This window comes from Embleya sp. NBC_00888 (genome assembly GCF_045207655.1).
In the GTDB taxonomy this organism is placed as follows: domain Bacteria; phylum Actinomycetota; class Actinomycetes; order Streptomycetales; family Streptomycetaceae; genus Embleya.
In genome coordinates, this window is sequence record NZ_CP108785.1 from 207,702 (window position 1) to 226,697 (window position 18,996).

An 18,996-nucleotide genomic window follows, 5' to 3' on the forward strand; every position below is an offset into this window, starting at 1 on the left:
TGTGAGTGCGGGCGTGAATCCGAGGTCGCGGCGTTGTTCGAGGATTCCGGCGAGCGCGACGACGGCCGAGCGTTTGTGGTCGCGGGTGGCCCCGCGTGCGCGGAACAGGGTGATCGCGTGCTCGGTGCTCGAGCGTGTTTGCGGGGCGGGTGCGTTCGGTACTCCTGATACTCCCCGCGAGGCGCCCGCCGGGCACCCACGGCCGGCGGCAGGCGCGGCGAAACGCCTGGTGACCGGGGACAGTCGCCGGGCGCCTGCGGCAGTGCGCTGGGGCGCCTTGGCGGGAGGTGGTGTCGGTGGTGGGTCAGTGGCCGTAGGGGTCGCGGTAGGGGGGCATGGTCTTCGTGACGTGCTCGAGGATCGGTGCCATGCGGTGTGCGGCGGTGTAGTGGCGGGCGCGGGCGTTGCCGTGGGGTTCGAGCCAGCCCTGGGCGACCATTTCCCGCAGGTCGCGCACGGCGGATTGCTCGCTGATGTCGGCGTCGTGTTGGTAGACGGGGCGGCGGACCTTGGTCCCGAAGGCGGCGGGCATCAGGGCGAACGCGACGCGTTCGTCGAGGCCGGCGCGTTCGGCGTGCTCGGTGAGTTCGCGCCAGATGCGGGCGTACAGGTCCACGCGTCTGCCGGCCATCTGGGCCTGGCGGTGGTGGGCGCCCAGACAGAAGCGGATCCAGGCGTGGGCGTCGCGGGTGGGGTCCCACGAGGAGCCGCCGACCTGTTGGAGGACTCCGTAGTGGGCGTAGGTGTTCTGTCCGTATCCGAGCCATTCCTCGATGGAGGAGAATTCGGCGGGCATGAGTGCCTCGCGGGAGAACACCAGGGTGGACAGCGCGCGGGACATGCGGCCGTTGCCGTCGGGCCAGGGGTGGATGCTCACCAGGTTCAGGTGTGCCATGGAGGCGCGTACGTGCACGGGTGCGCCGAGGTCGCCGTCGTTGAGCCAGTCGACGAGTTCGGCCATCAGGGCGGGGACGTCGGCGGGTGCGGGGGCGGTGTAGGCGGCGACGGTGGGGTCCTCGGGGGAGGTGACGTAGACGGGTCCCTTGCGCCAGCGGCCGGGGCGTTTGGTCACGTGGTCGGCCTGCATCATGAAGTGCAGGCCGTTGAGGAGGCCGGTGTCGTAGCGGAAGTCCTCGCCGGCGTCGGAGAGTCCCTGGATGTAGGTCATGGCGCGTTGGTATCCCTCGACCTCCGCGCGTGTCTCCTCGGAGGCGTCCAGGGGTTCCTCGCCCGAGAGCAGGGCCTCGACGTCGTCGACGGAGGCCGCGTATCCCTCGATGGTGTTGGAACCGGCGATCGCCCGCGCGGTCAGGTTGCGGCGCAGTTGTCCCGACCAGCGCAGTTCCGGACGGAGCATGTGCCGCAGACGGGTACGCATCTCCTCGATCTCGTGGAGAGTGTTCAGGTCGCGGTCGTCCAGGCGGGGCACACCAAAAAGCATGACTACATGACACCATCATCCAGACATCTTGGCAAGGGTAGCCACACCCCCGACACCGAACCGGCGGACGCCGACACACCGAGCCGCACGGCCGGACCACACACCTCGGGGTGCGGCGGGCGGCGCGACAAGGAGTGGGCTCCGGAGACGTATTCGGGGTCGCGCGGACGGTGGCGTCCTGTCAGTCGGCCTTCCGGCGAGGGCGACCCATCGGGTGGGTTGGCCGGTGACGGCGGCGATCATGTCGCAGTCGCCGTCGTAGTGCAGGACCGCCACGCCGTGGCGCTCCGCGGTGGCGGCGACGAGCAGGTCGGCCATGGACAGCGCCCGGTGGAAACCCTTGCCCACCGTCAGGCGCCGGACGTCCTTGGCGCGGTCCCACGCCTCGTCCGGAAAGGGCAGGTGGTCGAAGCCGGCGAGCAGGCGTTGCAGACGATCGGCCTCGTCGGCGTCACGGGCGCCGTGCGGGACTTCCATTTCACGTTCACGAGACGTCGCGTGGGGCGGAGCGGTCCTCGTCGAGAAGGTCGAACTCCCCGGCGGCGATCGCGTCCGCCAACCCCGCCGCCGGGCCAGCTTGACCGCGGCGAGCAGCGCCGCGTGCACCGTGGCGACCTTCGTGCTCGTCCCGAGGTGTTCCTGGGCCTCGGCGAGCAACGCGTCGTCGAGATCGATGAGCGTACGAGACATGAAGACTCCCTGTCCTCGACGGGAAACAACCCCGGTGATATCGAATCTGGTCCACATTTGATATCAGGGGTGATCCGTGAGGCCCGTGTAGTCCAGGGGTCGGGGCCGATATCGGCTGGGGTCCGGGGTGGTGGGGCGTCGACCACGGGGCGGCAGCGTGCTCGTGCTCGGTCCCTCACAGGCGCAACAGCCGCGAAAATACCGGTACCACCGGAAGCGCCACCGAGACGACAGCGCGACCACGGTCCGGGAGCCGGCACCACGAAGAGAGAAACCGTGCAGCATTCCTTGCCACTTTTCCCGCCCGAGACCGCACCACATCCCACACGCCGGCCCCTGTCACCGCTGCGCCCGCACCAGCGCGAAGCCGTCGACGCGATCGTCCGCGCCCTGGAAAACCCCGACGCGGACGTGGTCCCGGACGGGCCGCACGGCGGCGCGCGGGCCACCGCGGTGACGGCCTGCGGCACCGGCAAGACGAGGATCGCCGCCGCCGTGGCCGCAGCCCTCGCCCTGCGCGGGCGCGTGCTCGTCCTGGTCCCCACCCTCGATCTACTGACCCAGACCGTCACCGCCTGGCAGGGCGCCGGACGCACCGACGGGGCCCAGATCGCCGTTTGCTCCCTGGCCGGCGACCGCACCCTCGACGAGGCCGGAGTACGGTGCACCACCAGCCCCCCCCGAATGGCCCTGTGGGCGGCCGTCTCGGGGCCCCTGACCTGTACGCCACCCACCAGTCGCTGGGCGCCGTCCTGACGGCCGACGCGGGCGCCTACGGCCTCGCTTTGGCCGGTTTCGACCTCATGATCGTCGATGAAGCCCACCGAACCAGTGGATCCGTCGGGAAGGAATGGGCCGCGGTCCACGACAACACCCGACTCCCCGCCGCGCGCCGGCTCTACCTCACCGCCACACCCCGCGTGTGGGAACCGCCCGGGAACAGCGCCTACAGCGAAGCCACGTTGTCGGACGCCGACCCCGAACTGCCCCCGGCCCTGGCCCAGGACGACGTGTGGGAGGACCCGACCTCGCCGCCGGCCGGGACGATGCCCGCGGCGACGCTCCGGACTTGGAGTGGGACGACGAAGGCGAGGACGATCGGCCGGTCCGCGTACGAGGCGGCCGGCCCGTGCACTCGGCACTGGAGGTCCGCACGGTCGCGTCCATGGACGACGAGACGATCTACGGCCCCGTCGTCCACCGCCTCGAACTCGCCGCCGCAGCCCGCATGGGCCTGATCGCCAGGCCGAGGGTGGTGGTCGTGGAGATCACCGACCCGGAGGTCCGGGAGCTCGCGCTGGCCACCGGCAGCGGCCTCAACCGAGGCCTGGGCCGGCGCGGCATCGACGAGGTCGAGCAGTACCGGGCCGCGCGCCTGGTCGCGCTGCAGACCGCGCTCTTGCGCGCCGCGGCCGACGACGACCTCGACACCGTCATCGCCTACCACTCCCGCACCCTGGAGGCCCAGGCCTGCGCCGCGAGCCTGCCCGACGTCGCCGCACGCCTGCACCAGGACGACCCGAAGCGGCACCCCGCGCGCGTGTGGGCCGACTGGTTGAGCGGCGAACACCCCACCGACCACCGCCGCGACGTCCTGACACGGTTCGTCGAACGCGCCGACCCCCACGGGACCATCGCCCGGCGCGCCATCCTCAGCAACGTCCGTGTCCTGGCCGAGGGCGTGGACCTGCGCGCCTCTGCGGTCGCCTTCATGGACCCCAAGTTCAGCATCGTCGAGATCGTCCAGGCCATCGGCCGAGCCCTGCGCCAGAATCCGGGCGAGGGACGCACCGCCACCATCATCGTCCCCGTTTTCCTCGCCCCTGGCGAACGACCCGACGACATGCTCGTCTCCGACAGCTACCACCCGCTGGTGCGCACCCTGCACGCCTTGGCCGCGCACGACGCCCGCGTCCTGGACATGCTCGCCACACCCGCCCCCAGCGGACCCAAGACCCGGGCGCGGGCAATCGACATCGACGACACCGACCGCCGAACCACCGACGACGGCGAGCACATCGAGGACCAAGACGACGCCGAGCCCGAGAACGACGCCGCCGGTGATGAGGAGCGGTTCCTCGTCCGGTTCATGACCGACCGCGACCCCACGCTCCTGCGCGACTTCATCAACCTGCGCGTCATCAACCCCGAACGGCGGGACTGGCGCCGCGGCTACCACGCCGCCAAACGCCGGCACACCACCCACGGCCACCTGCGGGTGCCACTCGAGAGCATCGACTACGACACCGAGACCGGCACGTCCTACCCGATCGGGCAGTGGGTCGGGGACCAGCGACGGGCCCGCGCGGCCCGATCGATCACCCCGCACCGGATCGAGTTGCTCGAGCGGCTGGGCATGGTGTGGAACACCGACGACACCGCCTTCGAGGACGGACTCGCCATAAGCCGCGCGTACTTCGCCGTCCACGGACACCTCGCCGCGCCCAAGCCCGCCGCCGTCAACGGGTACCCCATCGGCCAGTTCCTCGCCAACTTCCGACGACCGTTGGAGACGCGCAGGAACCCCGAACGGTGGCGCGAACGCTGGGCGCAGCCGGCGGCGATCGACCCCGATTGGAACCCCGCCGGACGCGACAACCCGGCCAAGCGGTGGTCGTTGGACTGGCAGCGCATGCTCGCCGCCGTACGCCTCCACGTCGAAGCCGGCGGCCGCGTCGACGACCTGGTGCCCGGACACACCGTCGGCGGCGAGGACGTCGGGGCCTGGCTCCAGCGGCAACGACGCAGCGCAGAGAGTCTGACGCCCGCGCAGCGGGAGGCCTTGGCGGGGTGGGTGTCGACATGGTGGTGGTACCGGAGCAGCGGGCGGCGCCGGTGGATCGGTGGGCGCTCACCCTCGCCGCGGCGGCGGCCTTCCGGGAGCGCGAGGGGCACTTGACGGTGCCGCGCAAGCACGTCGAAGCCGTCGAGCAGGGCGGCGAGGCACACCAGGTCAAGCTCGGGGTCGCCCTCGCCAACGCGCGACAGCGACGGGCCACCTACCCGTCGGAGCGGCTCGAAGCGCTCACCGCACTCGACATGCGATGGACATGGGGGGCGCCGCGCGGGCGTTCCCGGCCCGTCGAGAGTGCGTCGACGGCGCACCGAGACCGCGTGGCCGGCGGGTGCCCTTCGCGGGGTCCACACACATCTCGCCGGGCGTGGCGTCTGTGCCCCAGAATGGGGATGAAGGGGAAGGCGTCGACCAACAGTGCGGTCGACGCCTTCTCCGCGTCTCACGGGCGCCGGCGGAGGGGAAGGCCGGCGGCCCGTGGACGGGCCGTCACGTCCCGCCGCGCCGGATCCGGTCGGCGATGGTCTCGATCTGCCGGTCGAGCAGGCGGTCCATGGTCTCTATCAACTGCGGGTCCAGGTCCGGGCGCAGGAGGCCGGGGGCCAGGTCGTGGAGGCCGACGTGCCGGCCGGGGGTGTGGAGGCCTTCGAGGCGTTCGAGGACGAAGGCGTTCAGGTTGGTGTCGAGGGTGCGGTTGACGGGTTCCATCGCGGGGTCGGGTGGGCGGTGGGTGGCGAGGAGGCGGCGGTACATCGCGCGGTGTTCCTCGTCGGGTCGGGCGGCGGCCTCTTCGGTCATCACGGCCCGGCAGGTGACGCCTTCGTCGTTGGTGAATTCCCGGATCACCCACATGGCGACCTCCCAAGATCAACGGACCGGGAACGGTACTCCGCCGGTCCGGCAAGGGGAAGAGGATGTCTTGGGCCGGGGTGGTCGGGGGGGGTGTGCTCGCGCGTGGGTTCTCGGCCCCGTGGCCGCAGAGGGAGTGCGGTCGCCCGGAACGCTGTGCGTCCCGGGCGGTACGTGCGGGCGGCAAGCCGTCGGGCTCCCGCGAGTTGCAGGTCTCGGCCGTTCTCAGGCCGCGGCCGTGGGGTTCGCCGGTTCGTCGTTGCGGCGGTGTTGTTCGGTGTTGACGCGGTGGGCTTGTTCGAGCCTGCCTTCGAGAATGGCGATGCGGCAGGCGGCCTCGATGGAGGTTCCGTGGTCGGCGAGTTCCCGGGCGCGGGCGGCGATGCGCAGTTGGTGGCGGGAGTAGCGGCGGTGGCCGCCGGCGGAACGCTGCGGGGTGATCAGGCGGGCTTGTTCGACGGCGCGCAGGAAACTCGGGGTGGTGCCGAGGAGTTCGGCGGCCCGGCCGGTGGTGTAGGCGGGGTAGTGGTCGTCGTCGAGACGGCCGTGCGGGTCCTCTGCGGTCATCACACCTCTCTGTCGTCCGTGGAACGCGTGGAGGGGCCCTGGTGCCGTTGGCACCAGGGCCCCGAAGGAACTGCTACACCATCCGCCGGCCCTGACACTGCGCCGGCCCGTTGTTTCCGCGGACCCGACCGGGAGGGCGTCGGGGGCGCGGGGATCGCGGTTGCTCGACCGGAGACCACCTCACTGACGATGTCCTGCGGTACCCGGGCTCAGGCTTCCGCCCGGGCGATCCCGATGGCGCTTCCACTCCTTCGTTCTTCCTCGGTGACCATCTTGCGTACTGCTCTATCGGTTCTGCTCTGCGTTACTGCTCTACCGGATACTGCGTACTGCCGATACCGCTCTCGTGCGTGCCGCGGGTGATACGTACTGCTCGGTGGCCTGTGACAGCGCCACTCTTCGACAGCCGGCCCCGATCGCCCGTCCTGCGTCTCGTTCTTGGCTTGGAACCCCACTGCCGAACCTCCCGGTGCGCGCGTCCGCAGCCGACGCCTTCACCGAGGTACTGCTCACGTACTCCCACTGCGGGTACTGCGAACTGCACTTGCCGGGTAGTGCCACTGCGTCAACCGCGGTACTGCTCACGGCGGCCCTGGTCACTGCGGACCGCCCGGTGCGTCCGTCAGTCCCGTCGCCGTCCTGCGACAACCTGGCTTCGGGACTCCACCAGCGCACCGTCCTGCACCTGCTACTGCGGATACTGCGTACTGCGACTACCTGTAATGCGGCCGGCAGTTCGTCTCTGCCAGGCCCTTCGGTCTCTCTGGGCTACGACAGAAACCATAACCACACCAACACCTGATGTCTACTCCAGCCAGCATAGATTTTCGCGCGCGAGGTGGTGAGGTAATCGACCACGAGCGGCGATGGGGGCGCGACCGTCACCCCCCGAGGTCGTCGGGCAGTGGGGCGGCACGGTGTCGGGGGCCTCGGCCGCCGGTCCGACGCTCCCGGCCCTCCTGCCGGGACACCGCGCACTCCACGACCGGCTTGTCGTTCACCGGGGTGGAGAGCACCGGGTGAGCGAACCAGGGCCGCCGGTCGCCCCCGAGCACTCCGACGCCCCGCCCCGGCACGAGGATCCCGCCCAGCCCATCCGAAAGCTCGGTCTCGTTGTCCACGACCTCCGGGACCGGTAGTCCCTCGCGGGCATCACCGGCAGGCGCGGGATCCGGGTTCCCGTCCGCGCGGTCGTTCACCGTGGCCGGCCGCGGCGGGCGGGCCGCGGGGCTGCGGAGGTGGTGCAATGTTGACGTGTGCCATGCCGGGCTCGGCATGGAAGTCGCGCACGTTCGGGACGAGGCCCGGGGCGTCGTCGAGCAGTGGGAGTCGCTGTGAGCGCTGGAGGGCCGAACGGCGGGCCGGACTCTCGTCCTGCCGAGAACGGGAGCCGCCGGGGCGGGGCGATGACCCTGGCGGGGACGTTGGCGGCGGCAGAGGCCGCGGCGCCCGTGGAGTCGCTCGACGTGGTCGCGCGCATGCTCAAGGAGCACCTCGGAGCCGCGTCGGTGTCGTTTTTGATCACCGACTTCACCGGCGGTTCGGTCGTGCGGTTGGGGGCGGCAGGCACCGTCGAGACCGGTGAGCCGGCCCGGCGCATCCCGCTTCGGGGCACCCCGTACGACGACGTGATCCGCACCCAGCGCCCGAGCGTGGAGGCCCTGGGCGAGGGACCGGGGGTGCGGGTCGTGGCCCCGGTGACCAACCGCGGGGACGCCATCGGGCTCCTCGAGTTGTTCCTGCCCGCGGCGCCGGACGCGGGGACGATGCGCGAGATCGGCGAGACCGCGCACGCGCTGGCGTACATCGTCATCGCGAACCGGTCCTACACCGACGTGTACCAGTGGGGCCGCCGCACCACCCCACTGAGTCTGGCCGCGGAGATCCAGCACCGACTCCTCCCCTCGTCCCTGGCCTGCGAAGCCGCTCAGTTCGCGGTCGCCGGGGCATTGGAGCCCGCCGACCGGGTCGGGGGCGACACCTTCGACTACGTGATCGACCGGGACACCGTCCAGCTCTCGGTGACCGACGCCATGGGTCACGACGTCGACGCCGCGCTGCTGGCCACCCTCGTGGTGGGTGCCCTGCGCAGGGCCCGGCGGGCGGGCGCCGACCTCGGCGAACAGGCCCGCCAGGCCGATCGGGCCATGCGGGCCCACGCCCGCCACGCCTACGTCACCGGCCAGTTGCTGCGTATCAGCCTGCTGGACGGCGGGGCCGAGTTCGTCAACGCCGGGCACCCCTGGCCGCTGCGGATGCGGGACGCAAAGGTGCGGGAGATCGTTCCGGACATCGACCCGCCGTTCGGTCTCGGGTACGGGTTCGGGTTCGGGTTCCGAGCATCGGAAACCCCCACCTACCGCGTGCAGTCGCTGGACCTGCGGCCAGGTGACCGGCTGGTGATGTTGACGGACGGCATGCTGGAGCGCAACGTCACGAGTCTCGACCTGTCGGACCTGATCGTCGGCACCCGCGCGCTGCATCCCCGCGAGGCCGCCCGCGCCCTCGTCGGAGCCATCGTCGACGCCGCCCAGGGCCATCTACAGGACGACGCGACCGTCATGTGCCTGGACTGGCACGGCGTCGGCCACTCCCGGCGAGACGCCGCCACCGGCGCCGACCTCACCGACGCATCACGACCATCAAGAACCGAACCGCCAGCCTTTGGGTGACGACCAAGCGCGGGAGTCGCCCCGGACAGGCAATAGGCCGCCACCCGGACACGCTTGTGAAGCGCTGCTCCACCGAGGCGCCGACGTCGTGTCGACACCAACGCCGGTCTTCCCAGACCCTGATCCCGCCGGCCCTCGACCGGCTCGACGGCGGCCGCCGTGTGGTGTCGCGGGCTCTCAGGCCTGGCGACCGGCGACGTGTCCGCCGGGATCGTCGGCCGGCACGACGGAGGCGCAGATCCGCTTGCCCACGGGGCCGCGGTGCACCGCGAAGCTTCGACACACCGCCATCACGATCTCCAGACCGTGCCGGCGGATCCGGGCCGGATCGGGCGCGAGGATCGCCGGCGGCGTCGGATCGCCATCCCACACGCTCACCTCGACCGCGCCGTCGCGCACTTCCAGCGTCAACAGACACGGACCGGGCGCGTGCCTGCGGGCGTTGGTCACCAACTCGCTCACCACCAGCCGCACCGTGTCCATCGCGCGCTCGGACACCGGCAGCCCGTGCACGGCCTGCACCCACCGAGAAACGCACGGGCCAGATCCCCCGCGGGCCGGACGCCTTCGCCGTCCCCGAACACCGCCGACGCCGAGGCGACCACCCCCGCCGGCGACCGCCGATCCACACCGTCCGCAATCCGCCCCACGCCGCCTCGCCTCTCCGAGCGCCCCAGGCCCATGCCACCCGCCTACTCCGAAACCCCCACCACAGACCCGCGCGAATCGAACCTCGGCCGCCGGCGAGAATGACGGCGGACACGTTCGTGGACACACAGCCCAACACCCGCACGGCCGGGTGGTGGTGCGAGTGCGCGCGGGCCGAGTGTCCTCGCCGCCGGCATCGCGTCGGCCACCGGTGCGCGACCCGAAGCCGGTGACATCGTTGAACCCGCATGACCACATCCTCGCCCCGCCCGCGCCTGACCGTCGCCGTCGCCGTCTGCCACCTGTGCGAGGACCGGGCCCCGGCCGACGACGGGCCGACCGTGATCCTGCAAACCGCCCTCGGGCAGCCCCGGCCGGTACGGCCGTGCGCACACTGCCGCACCACCCGGCCCGGCCGCGAGAGCGGCGAACTCGTCGCCGACGACTGGACCTGGACGTTCCTCGAACGCGACATCACAGCACTGGGCAGGGATCACCGAGCCCGCCGGTGGCTGCCCCATCGCGACGATGCCGGGTGGGCAGGGAGAACCCAGGGTGATGCGAAAGATTTTCCGGCTCCAAGTTGCCAACGTCTTTTGCGGCCTTGTCGTCATGCCATCCGTGACGGCCGAGCCGGCCTTCCCGTGTTCATCCTGATGCACTGCCCAAGGTGCCCCGGGAGCGCGAACATAACGTGCACTCATGAGAGCGATGGCTAGCGGCCCGGTCGTGACGGGGCCTGGTGATCGGCCGCCTCCGCCCGGTGCTCGAGACCGGCGCGGCCTTCCCGGGTACGGTGCGTGCCGAGAAGCGGACACGGGCAGGCGGGTGTTCGCATGCTGAAGAAGGCCCTGGTCGCGCTGGGCATCGTCCTGGTCCTGCAGAGCCTGTTCGCACTCTGCCTGGTCAGCGCGCTCCAACTGCTCGTGCTGCGCAACACCCCGTTCGGGGTTACCGGCGCGTCCCCGGTCGTGAACGCGGTGACCTCGAAGGTGTCACTGGATACCCGCAGCTACGGTAACGAGTCCGCGGTGATGGAGGCGATCGGCCAAAGCAAGCTCTACGGCGCCTACCTGCCCGGCCAGGCGAGCGACACCCTGATCGTCGTCCCCGCCAAGAGCTTCTTCGGCCGTGTGGAGCTGGAAGCCGCATTCGAGGACGCGGCCAGGAAACTCGACAGGCCCCTGACGGTGAAGACCGTCAAGCCGCTGCCGGTGTACGACCGCCTCGGCGGCGTCTCCGGGCTGCTGCTGATCCCGCTGCTCATCGGCGGCTACCTGGCGGCCGTCCTGCTCCTCAAGGCGACCAGAACCGCGGCGGCCCCCTGGCACGTGGCGATGCTCGTCGGCTACTCGGCAGTGGGCGCCCTGCTGACCGACCTGATCGCCGGGCCGGGTATCGGCGCCTACTCCGACAGCCACTTCTGGCCGCTCCTGCCCTGCTTCATCCTCATCGCCGCATCCGTCACCCTCGCGGCCGCAGCCTTCCAGCGCCTCCTCGGACCACCGGGCACCCTCGTGGTCGCCACCCTGTTCATCATCGTGGGCGGCTCCGCTGCCGGCGGCATCGGCATCACCCTCCTGCCCGACTACTGGCAGCACCTCGGCGCCGTCTTCCCGCCCCAACACGCCGTCACCCTGCTGCGCAACGTCATCTACTTCGACGGAAACAACATCACCACGCCGGTGATCGTCCTGGGTCTATACGCGCTGGCCGGCGGCATCGTCATCGGCTACCTGGGACGCCGGCGGCCCGTCAAAAGGGTCGGCGCAGCCGCGCCCGCCGACGCGACCGGTGCCTCGGCCGCGAAGGGCGCGGGCCCCAAGACCGCCGTGCGCGTCCTCGCCGCGCTGGCGATCGCCGCGGTCATGCAGTGCCTGTTCACCGTCAACTACATCAGCTCGGCGCACGAACCCGTCGCGACGAACATGCCGTTCGGTGCCACCGGCCAGTCACCGCTCCTGGCCGCGGCCCAGAAGAACCTCTCCCTCAAAGTCACCCAGTACCCGAACGAACAAGCCGCGAAGGACGCGATCGACCGGGCCGAGATCTACGGAGCACTCGTCCCCGGACCGACGTCGAACACCCTGCTCGTCGTCCCCACCCTCAGCGACGTCGCCCCCCTCGACCTGGCGGCGAACTTCGAGATCGCCGCCAAGAGCCTCGGGCAACCGCTCAGCGTCCGGCAGTACGCGCCGCACCCGCTGGCGAAGAAGGACCCCTTCGGCCTCGTCGAGTCGCTGATGCTCGTCCCGCTGCTGGTCGGCGGCTACATGGCATCGACCATGCTCAGAGCCGTCACCGGCAGCGCCACCGGACGCCGACGCCTGACCGCCCTCCTCGGCTTCTCCGTCCTGGCCGGCCTGGCGGTCAACCTCGTCGTCGGCCCCTGGCTCCGGGGCTACCCCCTGGAGCGGTTCTGGATCGTCTGGCCGATCCTGTCGCTGATCATCGCCGTCGTCGCCCTCGTCGCCGCCGTCCTCCAGAAACTCCTCGGAGCCGCCGGGACACTCGTGACCGTCATCGTGGTCATGCTGTTCGGCAACCCCTCCTCCGGAGGAGCGAACGGCGTCCCCTACCTCCCGACGTTCTGGCGAGACATCGGCCCGTTCCTGCCACCGCGCAACGCCTACATCCTGCTCCGCAACACGATCTACTTCGACGGCCACGGCACCACGCAGGCACTCGTCGTCCTCCTCGTCTACCTGGCCATCCCGGCGATCGCCCTCGCCCTCCTCGACAGGTTCCGCACCCCCGAGATCCCCGTGACCCGCGAAACCGAAGCCGAAGCGACCGCACTGACCGTCCCCGTCGGCGGCCTGCCGTAGGCAGCACCGGCACCTGCCAACCGTCGTCACCCCGAAGAGCCGACCTCGGCATGCGAAGGGGTTCCGCAACGCTCATGGCATGGAAAGGACTCCGGACCGGGCCGCCGATGCGGTCGAACGCCACGACTGCCCCAAGTGCGCGGCCTCGGCCGGGAGTCCGTGCCGCACCCGGGCCGGGAAGACCGCGGTGAAGTACCACACGCCGCGGTTCTGCCCGGTGCCCGCGCTGCGCGAACCCCTCGACGTCCCCACCCCCGCCGACCCCAGGCCCTCGAAGGCGTGGGTCTGGCCCGTAGGTGTGCGGTGACGTCGAGCAGTCCCTTGGTGACGAGGTGGTGGCGTTCGATGTCCTTGAGGCGTTTCTCGTCGCCGTACAGCTGGTAGGAGCGGTCGGCCAGCGGGATGATCTCGGCGTCCGGGTCGTCGCGCAGCAGCGCGTTGACGGGGCCGAGGAGGGCGTGGTCGCCTGCGGTCAGGCGCAGGGTGGTGGTGAAACGCAGTTGTTCGAAGTAGGCGTGGGGGCGGGGCCGGTGGCTGGGTGGCCGGGGCGCGGCGGGGCGTTGGACCCAGCGGGGCAGGGGCGGATGGGCGCTGTGGTCCCAGCCGTCGGTTCCCTTGGGCAGGGTGATCAGCCCGCGGTGGGCCAGCGTGTGGGCGGCGTCGGCGAGGATGCGGCGGCGTCGGGGCGAGGTGGCGAGGCTGGAGTCGCGCGCGTCGGCGGCGCCCGCCAGGGCGTCGAAGTCGACGCGCCGGCGGGGCTGTCGGGTCAGGAACGCGGCCATGTGATCGGTGGCGGTCATCCTGCCTCCTGCTTGAGGGTGGCCCGGGGGTCGGGTTCCGTCTGCGTGTGCAGGGCGGCACTGCGCAGGAGGTGGGCGGAGGTGAAGCCGTCGTCTTGGGCGTGGGCGACGCCGGCGCCGTGGCGTTCGAGGATTTGGACGTAGCGCCGTTTGGTGCGCAGGTCCCGGGCGTTGCGCGTGCGGATGATGAGGGGGAAGCGGGCCAGGGCGGGCAGGTCGTTGGATCCGGTGGTGTAGAGGAGTTGGATCCCGTGGGCGGCGGCGACGCGGCGCTGCAGGTCGACGAAGGGCCCGAAGTTGGCTTTGCCGAGGGGATTGTCCAGTACCAGGGTGCCCACTCCGCCGGGGCTGCGCCGGTCACGCCGGGTGGCACGCATGTGTGCCAGGGTGCAGTACAGGAGCACTGACACGGTCAGGCGTTCGCCGTCGCTGAATTCTTTGATCTCGGTGACGCATTCGCGTTCGATGGTGTCCGGGCTGGGCGTCGGTTTGATGATCTTCGCGGTGATGTTGCCGCGGCCGCCGAGTGCCGCGAGGACGAGTTGTTTGGTCAGGGGGATCGCCTCGGGGAGGGTGCCGGATCGTCCGGCGGCGGCGGTCGGCAGGGCGGTGACGAGGCGGTCGACCTCGGCGGAGAGTCTGCGGGCGAGTTCGTCGCCGGTGGCTCGCTGGCGCAGGTCCAGGGTCAGGAAGCGCTGGTTGGACCAGTTCCCCAAGTCGTGGGGAAGGCGGGAGTGGCGGGCGACTTCCTCCACCATGTCCAGGACCGCTTCGACGGTGCTCGTGCAGGCGTCGACGACGCGGGCCTGGTCTTCGGCGGACTCGGCCAGCAGGGCAGCGACCTGTCGTTGACGCTCTTGGATGTCCTCCAGGAGTGTGGCCAGCCGCGTGGGCGCGGTGACGTCTTGTTGCAGGCGTTCGCGAAGTCGTTCGTCGACGATCTGCAGGTACTCCGGTTGTTGGGCGAGCCGTTCGACCCTGAGCACGTCCTTGTGCAGGGCGCTTCTGGCCTTTTCCAGGGCGCGATTGGCCTGCGTGACCTCGTGACACAGGGCGTCCTTGATCCGCTCCGCGTCGTGCGGTTGCAATGTGTGCGCGGTGTCCTCGGACAGCCCGTGGTGTTCGAGTAGGTACACGTCCGCGGTTGTCCGCGGGATGTTGTCGGCGCCGGGCTCGGAGGCGGAGGTGTCGCCTGCCGCGTGGAGGACTCCGGCGGTCTGCCCGAGCTGTGCGGCCCGGTGCTGTGCCTGGTCCGCGCGCCGGTGGATCTCCAGGGCTTCCAGGCGTCGGGTCCGGATGAGGGCGTCGTCGTGCTCCAGCAGCTGCCGGGCGGCGTCCAGGTGGTCCCGCGCTTCCCGGGTGCTTGCGAAGACCGGTGCCTGGGCGTCGGGGAAGTCGTCGAGGGCGTTGACCGCTTCCTGGTGCTCCTCCATGACCTGCCCGAGCAGCACTTCGGCTTTCGCCTGCGCCCGTTCGGCGTCCTTGAGGGCGTTGGCGGCGTCGGCGATGCGGGCGGTGAGGCGTTCGGTGGTCATCGTCTGGGCCCGATCGAGGAGTTCAGCGGCTCGCGTGCGGGCGGCGGGGTCGGCCTCGTCGAGCTTGCGGTCGAGATCCTTGATGGCGGTTTCTGCGGTGGTCAGTCGCCGGTGTAGGACGGTGTCGCTGATGCCGTTGCGCAGGTCGCTTTTGGCCTGCGTCCAGCGTTGGTGGAGGGCGTGCGCGCTGTTGTCGGACAAGGCGGCCGGGCGGGCGGCGCGGAGGTCGTCGGCGGACAGTTCCTGTCGGATCTCCTGCATCCATCGCTGCCACTGCCGGGCCTGGTCGTGGTTGCGGCCCAGCGCCGTCTCTGCGCCCTGCTGCCGCGTGTGGGCGTCCTGCCAATAGGTCTTGGATGCTTGGGCGGCCTCGCGTTGTTTGCGGGCCTCGGCTTGGGCGTGCCGGTGCTGTGTGGCCCAGTGCTCCACGGCGTGGGCCGCCTCCACGAGGGATCGGACCTGCGAAAGTGCTGCGGCGAGTGTCCGCAACGCGTCCGTGTATCGGTGCGATTCGTCCTGGGCGCGGCGTCGGGCGTCGTCGGTCTCGGCAGCTTGGCGGAGCAGGACGTTCGTGCGCTCGGTGAGCGTGTTCTTCTCCTGGTCGAGTCGGGCGAGGGATTCCCGCAGAGCGGTTCGTGTCCGCGCGTCGAAGGCGGCCAGGTGGTCGAGCAGCCGGCCGCGGAGGGCGTGGTCGGCCTCGCGTCGTCGGACGACGGCCTTGCGGCGCTCGTCCACGGTGGCCAGGCGAACGTTGACCAGGTGCAGTTCCTCTTCGGCGGCGTCGGCGTCCAGTGTCGAGCGGCGCGGCGGTAGCACGGCGGTGTCGTCGGGGGTCTTGGACAGCAGCGCCCGGGCCTGGTCGTCGGTGGCGAGCGAGAGCACCGTCGGCAGGGCGACGTCGGCGCGCCGGGCCAGCGCGGCCAGATCGCCGCCGGGTACGGGTCCGCAGACGACCACGCCGCCGACCAGGTGGGGGATGGCGGTGATGGCGGCGTCGTGGTGTGGGGCGGGCACGGTGTCGCGGAGGAACTGCATCCCGGCGACGGCCTCGGCGCCCAACTCGCGCAGGGCGGTGACGGCTTGTTCGACGTGGCGCGGGGGCGGGCGGAACCCGTCTTGGTGCAGGCCGTCGCGCAGCCGTTCGTCCTCGAGCGCCTGGGCGTGTTCGGCGGCCAGTTGGCCGTCAGCGATCACGAGTTGGTCGGTGAGCATCGCGGCGAGGTCCGCTCCGACCGCGTCGAGGTCCAGCTCGCCGTCTGTCTCCCCGATTCCGGCCAATTCTCGGATGCGAGGATCGGCGACCAGGTCGCTGCGTTCCTCGACCAGGGTGGTCCACCGGTGCGACATCTGGTCGTGTCGCTGTCGCACGGTGGTGAGCCGGTCGGTGCACGCGATTCGTTCCGCGGCGCGGGCGGCGGCCTGCTGGCGGGCCTGCCCCGTCGTTGCGTGCCTGCTCGGCCCGCTTCGTGGCTGTCTCCTCTTCGCGGACGAGCCGCGCCAGTGCCTGGGTGGGATGTTCCCGGTCGCCGAGGAGGCCGTCACCGCGGGCAGCGGCGAGCTTGGCCTGTTGCGCTTCGCCGGCCTGCTCGGCGCACGTCGCCAGGCTCTCGGCGTGTCCGATCGCAGTCGTTGCTTCCTCGTGTCGGCGCAGACCGTCCTCGGCCTGCGCGGCCGATGTCTCGAGTACGGCTCGGAGTTGGTCGGAATCGATCGCGAGCCGTGCGAGGCCGTCATCGAGTTTGGCGTACAGTTCCGCGCCGGCGTGTTCCATGGCTTCACGCAACGGGGCCTGCTCGCTTCGCGCGCGGGCCAGGAGTTGCCTGGCCTCGCGGTGTTCGCTCTCGTGGTCTGCCAGGTCTCGGAGCCAGGGGACCGCTCTCCAGGCTTCCGCCTCGCGTTTCGCGTCTGCAACCGCCGCGGTCCGGGCGTCGTGGGCCTGCCGGTGGTCACCCATCCGTAGCCGTTCGGCCGCCTCCCTCGCCTCGGCCACGCGTCGCCTCCGTTCGTGGGCCCGGCCCTCGGCCTCGCGCACCTGCTGTTCGGCGGTTTCCGCCTCGCGGCGCAACGCGGCGTCCTGCCGTGATTGGCGCTCGGCCTGGGCCCGGACGTGCTCACGGGCGCGCCGAACGATGTGGGTCTGTCGATGGAGCGCCTGCTCGGCCGCGACGACTTCGGCCGTGCTGTTGTGCACCGGCTTCAGGCGCGCGACGGCTTCGCGGAGGAAGCGTTAAGCCGGGGCGGAGCACCCGAGGCCGGTCGGCCGTACCACCGCCGCATGACCGACGCCTCCAGCCACCCCCTTCCGGTGCTCCGGTCTCACCCGCGCGTTCCTCTGTGGCGACGGTGGGTCGATACTCGGGGTGTCCGTACGCTCACCACCCAAGGAGAGCTCGTGCGCAACCACCGCAAAAACGACGGCGACCAGATCGATGCGACTCCCCCGCGTGATCTGCCGCGCGGGCCCGAACTCGCTTGCCGCGCAAGCGCCCTGACCAAGACCTTCGGGGTCGGTGACACCCGGGTCGTGGCCGTGGACGCGGTCGACATCGGCATCGAACGGGGTTGCTTCACCGCGATCATGGGGCCGTCGGGCTCGGGCAAGTCGACCCTGATGCACTGTCTGGCCGGTCTCGACTCGGTGACCGGTGGTCAGATCTGGGTCGGGGACACCGAGATCACCGCGCTCAAGGACAAGGACCTCACCCGACTGCGGCGCGACAAGATCGGTTTCATCTTCCAGACGTTCAACCTGCTCGGTTACCTCACCGCGATGGAGAACATCGTGTTGCCGATGTCCATCGCCCACCGCAAGCCGGACCGGGCCTGGCTCGACCAGGTCGTGGCGACCCTGGAGATCGGCGACCGGCTGCGCCATCGGCCGTCGCAGATGTCCGGCGGGCAACAGCAACGCGTTGCGTGCGCACGGGCGTTCGCAAGCCGTCCGGAACTGATCTTCGCCGACGAGCCGACCGGCAACCTGGACTCGCACGCGGGCGCCGAGGTGCTGGGCGTACTCCGCCGCAGCGTCGACGAACTGCGCCAGACCGTGGTCATGGTCACCCACGACCTGGTCGCGGCGTCCTACGCGGATCGTGTCGTCTTCCTCGGCGACGGCCACATCGTCGACGAGATGAGCACGCCGACCTACGAACGTGTCCTCGAGCGCATGAAGCGCTTCGACGCCACCACGCGCACCACCTGAGCGGAACCGCGTTGGGCAGTCCCCGCTTCCCCGGCGACAACCACATCCTCGACGAAGCGCACACCCCGACAGGTGACCTGCGGGGAACCACCAGATACGGGCTGACCAGCGAAAACGCCTTCCGGTAGTTTCCGCTGGTCAGCACCATTTTGACTGGCGTGTGCCCTCACCGACGCCTGCCTCAGCCGAGTCTGCACAGGTAGTGGGACGTTCCTCACCACTCAGGTTGCGGTACCGTCCTGCCGGGCGGACCTCTGCCTACAGTGGGCCTTCGGTCTCGTCGGTACGCGTATCGTTCCTGATGATACGAAATCAGGTGACCAGGTTCCGGGACTCGGCCCGCGCCTCCCCCGAAGACCACGCACTACGCGTGCCGCAGTGACGGGTGTGCTGTCTCCAGGGCCTTCCGCTCACTCACGAGTCGGTCGAACTCGACATCGCTGACGATGGGGGCGTCTTTGATGTAGTAGCGGAATCTGTGATCCTCGATCCGAGCGGTGAGCGTCGCATACCGCGCCCGCGCCCCTCGGGCGGGCAGCCGCCGTACTCGTTCCAGCTCGGCTGGTTCTGCGGACACGGTGCCGGAAAGCGCGAGCAGTTCGAGGAAGTCCGCCTCGCTGATCACTTCGATGTCGTGGCCCGCATCGAGGAGTTCTCGGGCTTTGCGGTGGTTGTTGCCGAGCGTCATTCCCGGGGCGAAGCGGGTCGGGTCCGAGGTGCCGACGACGAGGAGATCGGTCTTGCGGCTCACTCCGGGCAACGCCTGCCCTCCGACGGAGGCCAGTCGTTCCTGCGCCTCCGGCCGCGTCATGGTGGTCAAGGTGCCCGTGAAGCACACCGTGCGCCCGTACAGGGCCCCGTCGGGTCCGCGTGCGGGTTCGCTTGGGCGATGGAGGCTCGCCGCCCGCCTGGACCCGTCGGAGGAGCGGCGCCGACAGTTGCTCCACGTCACCGCATCGGGGCTCTCTTG

The 18,996-nt window shown here is 70.7% G+C and carries 13 protein-coding genes and 4 pseudogenes; 8 read left to right on the forward strand and 9 right to left on the reverse strand.

What is annotated here, in order from left to right; all coding sequences use genetic code 11:
• Positions 1-304: 304 nt before the first annotated feature.
• Positions 305-1,429: a Fic family protein gene (locus OG948_RS35010; protein ID WP_406300434.1), complete on the reverse strand. Its 1,125-nt coding sequence runs from the start codon at positions 1,427-1,429 to the stop codon at positions 305-307.
• Positions 1,430-1,456: 27 nt separating this feature from the next.
• Positions 1,457-2,131 carry a PIN domain-containing protein gene (locus OG948_RS35015; RefSeq protein ID WP_331769046.1) on the reverse strand — a complete coding sequence of 225 codons (675 nt, stop codon included), beginning with the start codon at positions 2,129-2,131 and terminating at the stop codon, positions 1,457-1,459.
• Positions 2,132-2,407: 276 nt separating this feature from the next.
• On the opposite strand from OG948_RS35015, the gene OG948_RS35020 reads away from it, so the two are divergent.
• From OG948_RS35020 to OG948_RS35035, 4 genes and pseudogenes are all read left to right on the forward strand, one after another.
• Complete coding sequence (locus OG948_RS35020) at positions 2,408-2,887, forward strand: DEAD/DEAH box helicase family protein (protein WP_331769047.1); 480 nt, start codon at positions 2,408-2,410, stop codon at positions 2,885-2,887.
• A gap of 47 nt (positions 2,888-2,934) precedes the next feature.
• Positions 2,935-2,994: pseudogene (locus OG948_RS35025) on the forward strand (hypothetical protein); the annotation flags it as partial.
• A gap of 149 nt (positions 2,995-3,143) precedes the next feature.
• Entirely contained in the window at positions 3,144-5,030 is a 1,887-nt protein-coding gene (locus tag OG948_RS35030; protein WP_406300435.1) for a Helicase associated domain protein, read from the forward strand.
• Between the two features lie 2 nt (positions 5,031-5,032).
• Positions 5,033-5,113 (forward strand): annotated as a pseudogene (locus OG948_RS35035) (hypothetical protein); the annotation flags it as partial.
• A 301-nt stretch (positions 5,114-5,414) separates the two neighbouring features.
• Here OG948_RS35035 and OG948_RS35040 read toward each other — a convergent pair.
• Both OG948_RS35040 and OG948_RS35045 read right to left on the reverse strand, forming a co-directional pair.
• A complete protein-coding gene (locus OG948_RS35040; protein WP_331769050.1) occupies positions 5,415-5,777 on the reverse strand; it encodes a hypothetical protein in 363 nt (120 codons plus the stop codon).
• A 222-nt stretch (positions 5,778-5,999) separates the two neighbouring features.
• The gene (locus tag OG948_RS35045; protein ID WP_331769051.1) at positions 6,000-6,341 is read right to left on the reverse strand and encodes a MerR family transcriptional regulator; all 342 of its coding nucleotides are present in this window, start codon (positions 6,339-6,341) and stop codon (positions 6,000-6,002) included.
• A gap of 1,406 nt (positions 6,342-7,747) precedes the next feature.
• Here OG948_RS35045 and OG948_RS35050 point away from each other — a divergent pair.
• Positions 7,748-9,013, forward strand: a complete 1,266-nt coding sequence (locus OG948_RS35050) for a PP2C family protein-serine/threonine phosphatase (RefSeq protein WP_331769052.1) — start codon at positions 7,748-7,750, stop codon at positions 9,011-9,013.
• 177 nt (positions 9,014-9,190) lie between these two features.
• Here OG948_RS35050 and OG948_RS35055 read toward each other — a convergent pair whose 3' ends face one another.
• On the reverse strand, positions 9,191-9,535 hold the full coding sequence (locus OG948_RS35055) for an ATP-binding protein (protein ID WP_406300436.1): 345 nt from the start codon (positions 9,533-9,535) through the stop codon (positions 9,191-9,193).
• 962 nt (positions 9,536-10,497) lie between these two features.
• Between OG948_RS35055 and OG948_RS35060 the strand changes: the two genes are divergently transcribed.
• Positions 10,498-12,489 (forward strand): hypothetical protein, encoded by a 1,992-nt coding sequence (locus tag OG948_RS35060; RefSeq protein ID WP_331769053.1) that lies wholly within the window; start codon positions 10,498-10,500, stop codon positions 12,487-12,489.
• Positions 12,490-12,515: 26 nt separating this feature from the next.
• Here the strand turns inward: OG948_RS35060 and OG948_RS35065 are convergent, their stop codons facing one another.
• Positions 12,516-13,289: a hypothetical protein gene (locus tag OG948_RS35065; protein WP_331769054.1), complete on the reverse strand. Its 774-nt coding sequence runs from the start codon at positions 13,287-13,289 to the stop codon at positions 12,516-12,518.
• Entirely contained in the window at positions 13,286-16,192 is a 2,907-nt protein-coding gene (locus tag OG948_RS35070) for a hypothetical protein (RefSeq protein ID WP_406300437.1), read from the reverse strand. The genes OG948_RS35065 and OG948_RS35070 overlap by 4 nt, the downstream gene beginning before the upstream one ends.
• Positions 16,193-16,337: 145 nt before the next feature.
• Between OG948_RS35070 and OG948_RS35075 the strand changes: the two genes are divergently transcribed.
• Together OG948_RS35075 and OG948_RS35080 are read left to right on the forward strand one after the other, a co-directional pair.
• Positions 16,338-16,784, forward strand: a complete 447-nt coding sequence (locus OG948_RS35075) for a hypothetical protein (RefSeq protein ID WP_331769056.1) — start codon at positions 16,338-16,340, stop codon at positions 16,782-16,784.
• Positions 16,785-17,273: 489 nt separating this feature from the next.
• A complete protein-coding gene (locus OG948_RS35080; RefSeq protein ID WP_331773388.1) occupies positions 17,274-18,026 on the forward strand; it encodes an ABC transporter ATP-binding protein in 753 nt (250 codons plus the stop codon).
• A gap of 373 nt (positions 18,027-18,399) precedes the next feature.
• On the opposite strand, the pseudogene OG948_RS35085 reads toward OG948_RS35080, so the two are convergent.
• Positions 18,400-18,582, reverse strand: a pseudogene (locus OG948_RS35085) (hypothetical protein); the annotation flags it as partial.
• 126 nt (positions 18,583-18,708) lie between these two features.
• Positions 18,709-18,978: pseudogene (locus OG948_RS35090) on the reverse strand (BRCT domain-containing protein); the annotation flags it as partial.
• Between the last annotated feature and the right edge of the window lie 18 nt (positions 18,979-18,996).

Coding starts and splice junctions, on each gene's coding strand:
- OG948_RS35015 (WP_331769046.1), bottom strand. CDS start 2,131: ATGTCTCGTACGCTCATCGATCTCGACGACGCGTTGCTCGCCGAGGCC.
- OG948_RS35040 (WP_331769050.1), bottom strand. CDS start 5,777: ATGTGGGTGATCCGGGAATTCACCAACGACGAAGGCGTCACCTGCCGG.
- OG948_RS35045 (WP_331769051.1), bottom strand. CDS start 6,341: ATGACCGCAGAGGACCCGCACGGCCGTCTCGACGACGACCACTACCCC.
- OG948_RS35050 (WP_331769052.1), top strand. CDS start 7,748: ATGACCCTGGCGGGGACGTTGGCGGCGGCAGAGGCCGCGGCGCCCGTG.
- OG948_RS35060 (WP_331769053.1), top strand. CDS start 10,498: ATGCTGAAGAAGGCCCTGGTCGCGCTGGGCATCGTCCTGGTCCTGCAG.
- OG948_RS35065 (WP_331769054.1), bottom strand. CDS start 13,289: ATGACCGCCACCGATCACATGGCCGCGTTCCTGACCCGACAGCCCCGC.
- OG948_RS35075 (WP_331769056.1), top strand. CDS start 16,338: ATGTTCCCGGTCGCCGAGGAGGCCGTCACCGCGGGCAGCGGCGAGCTT.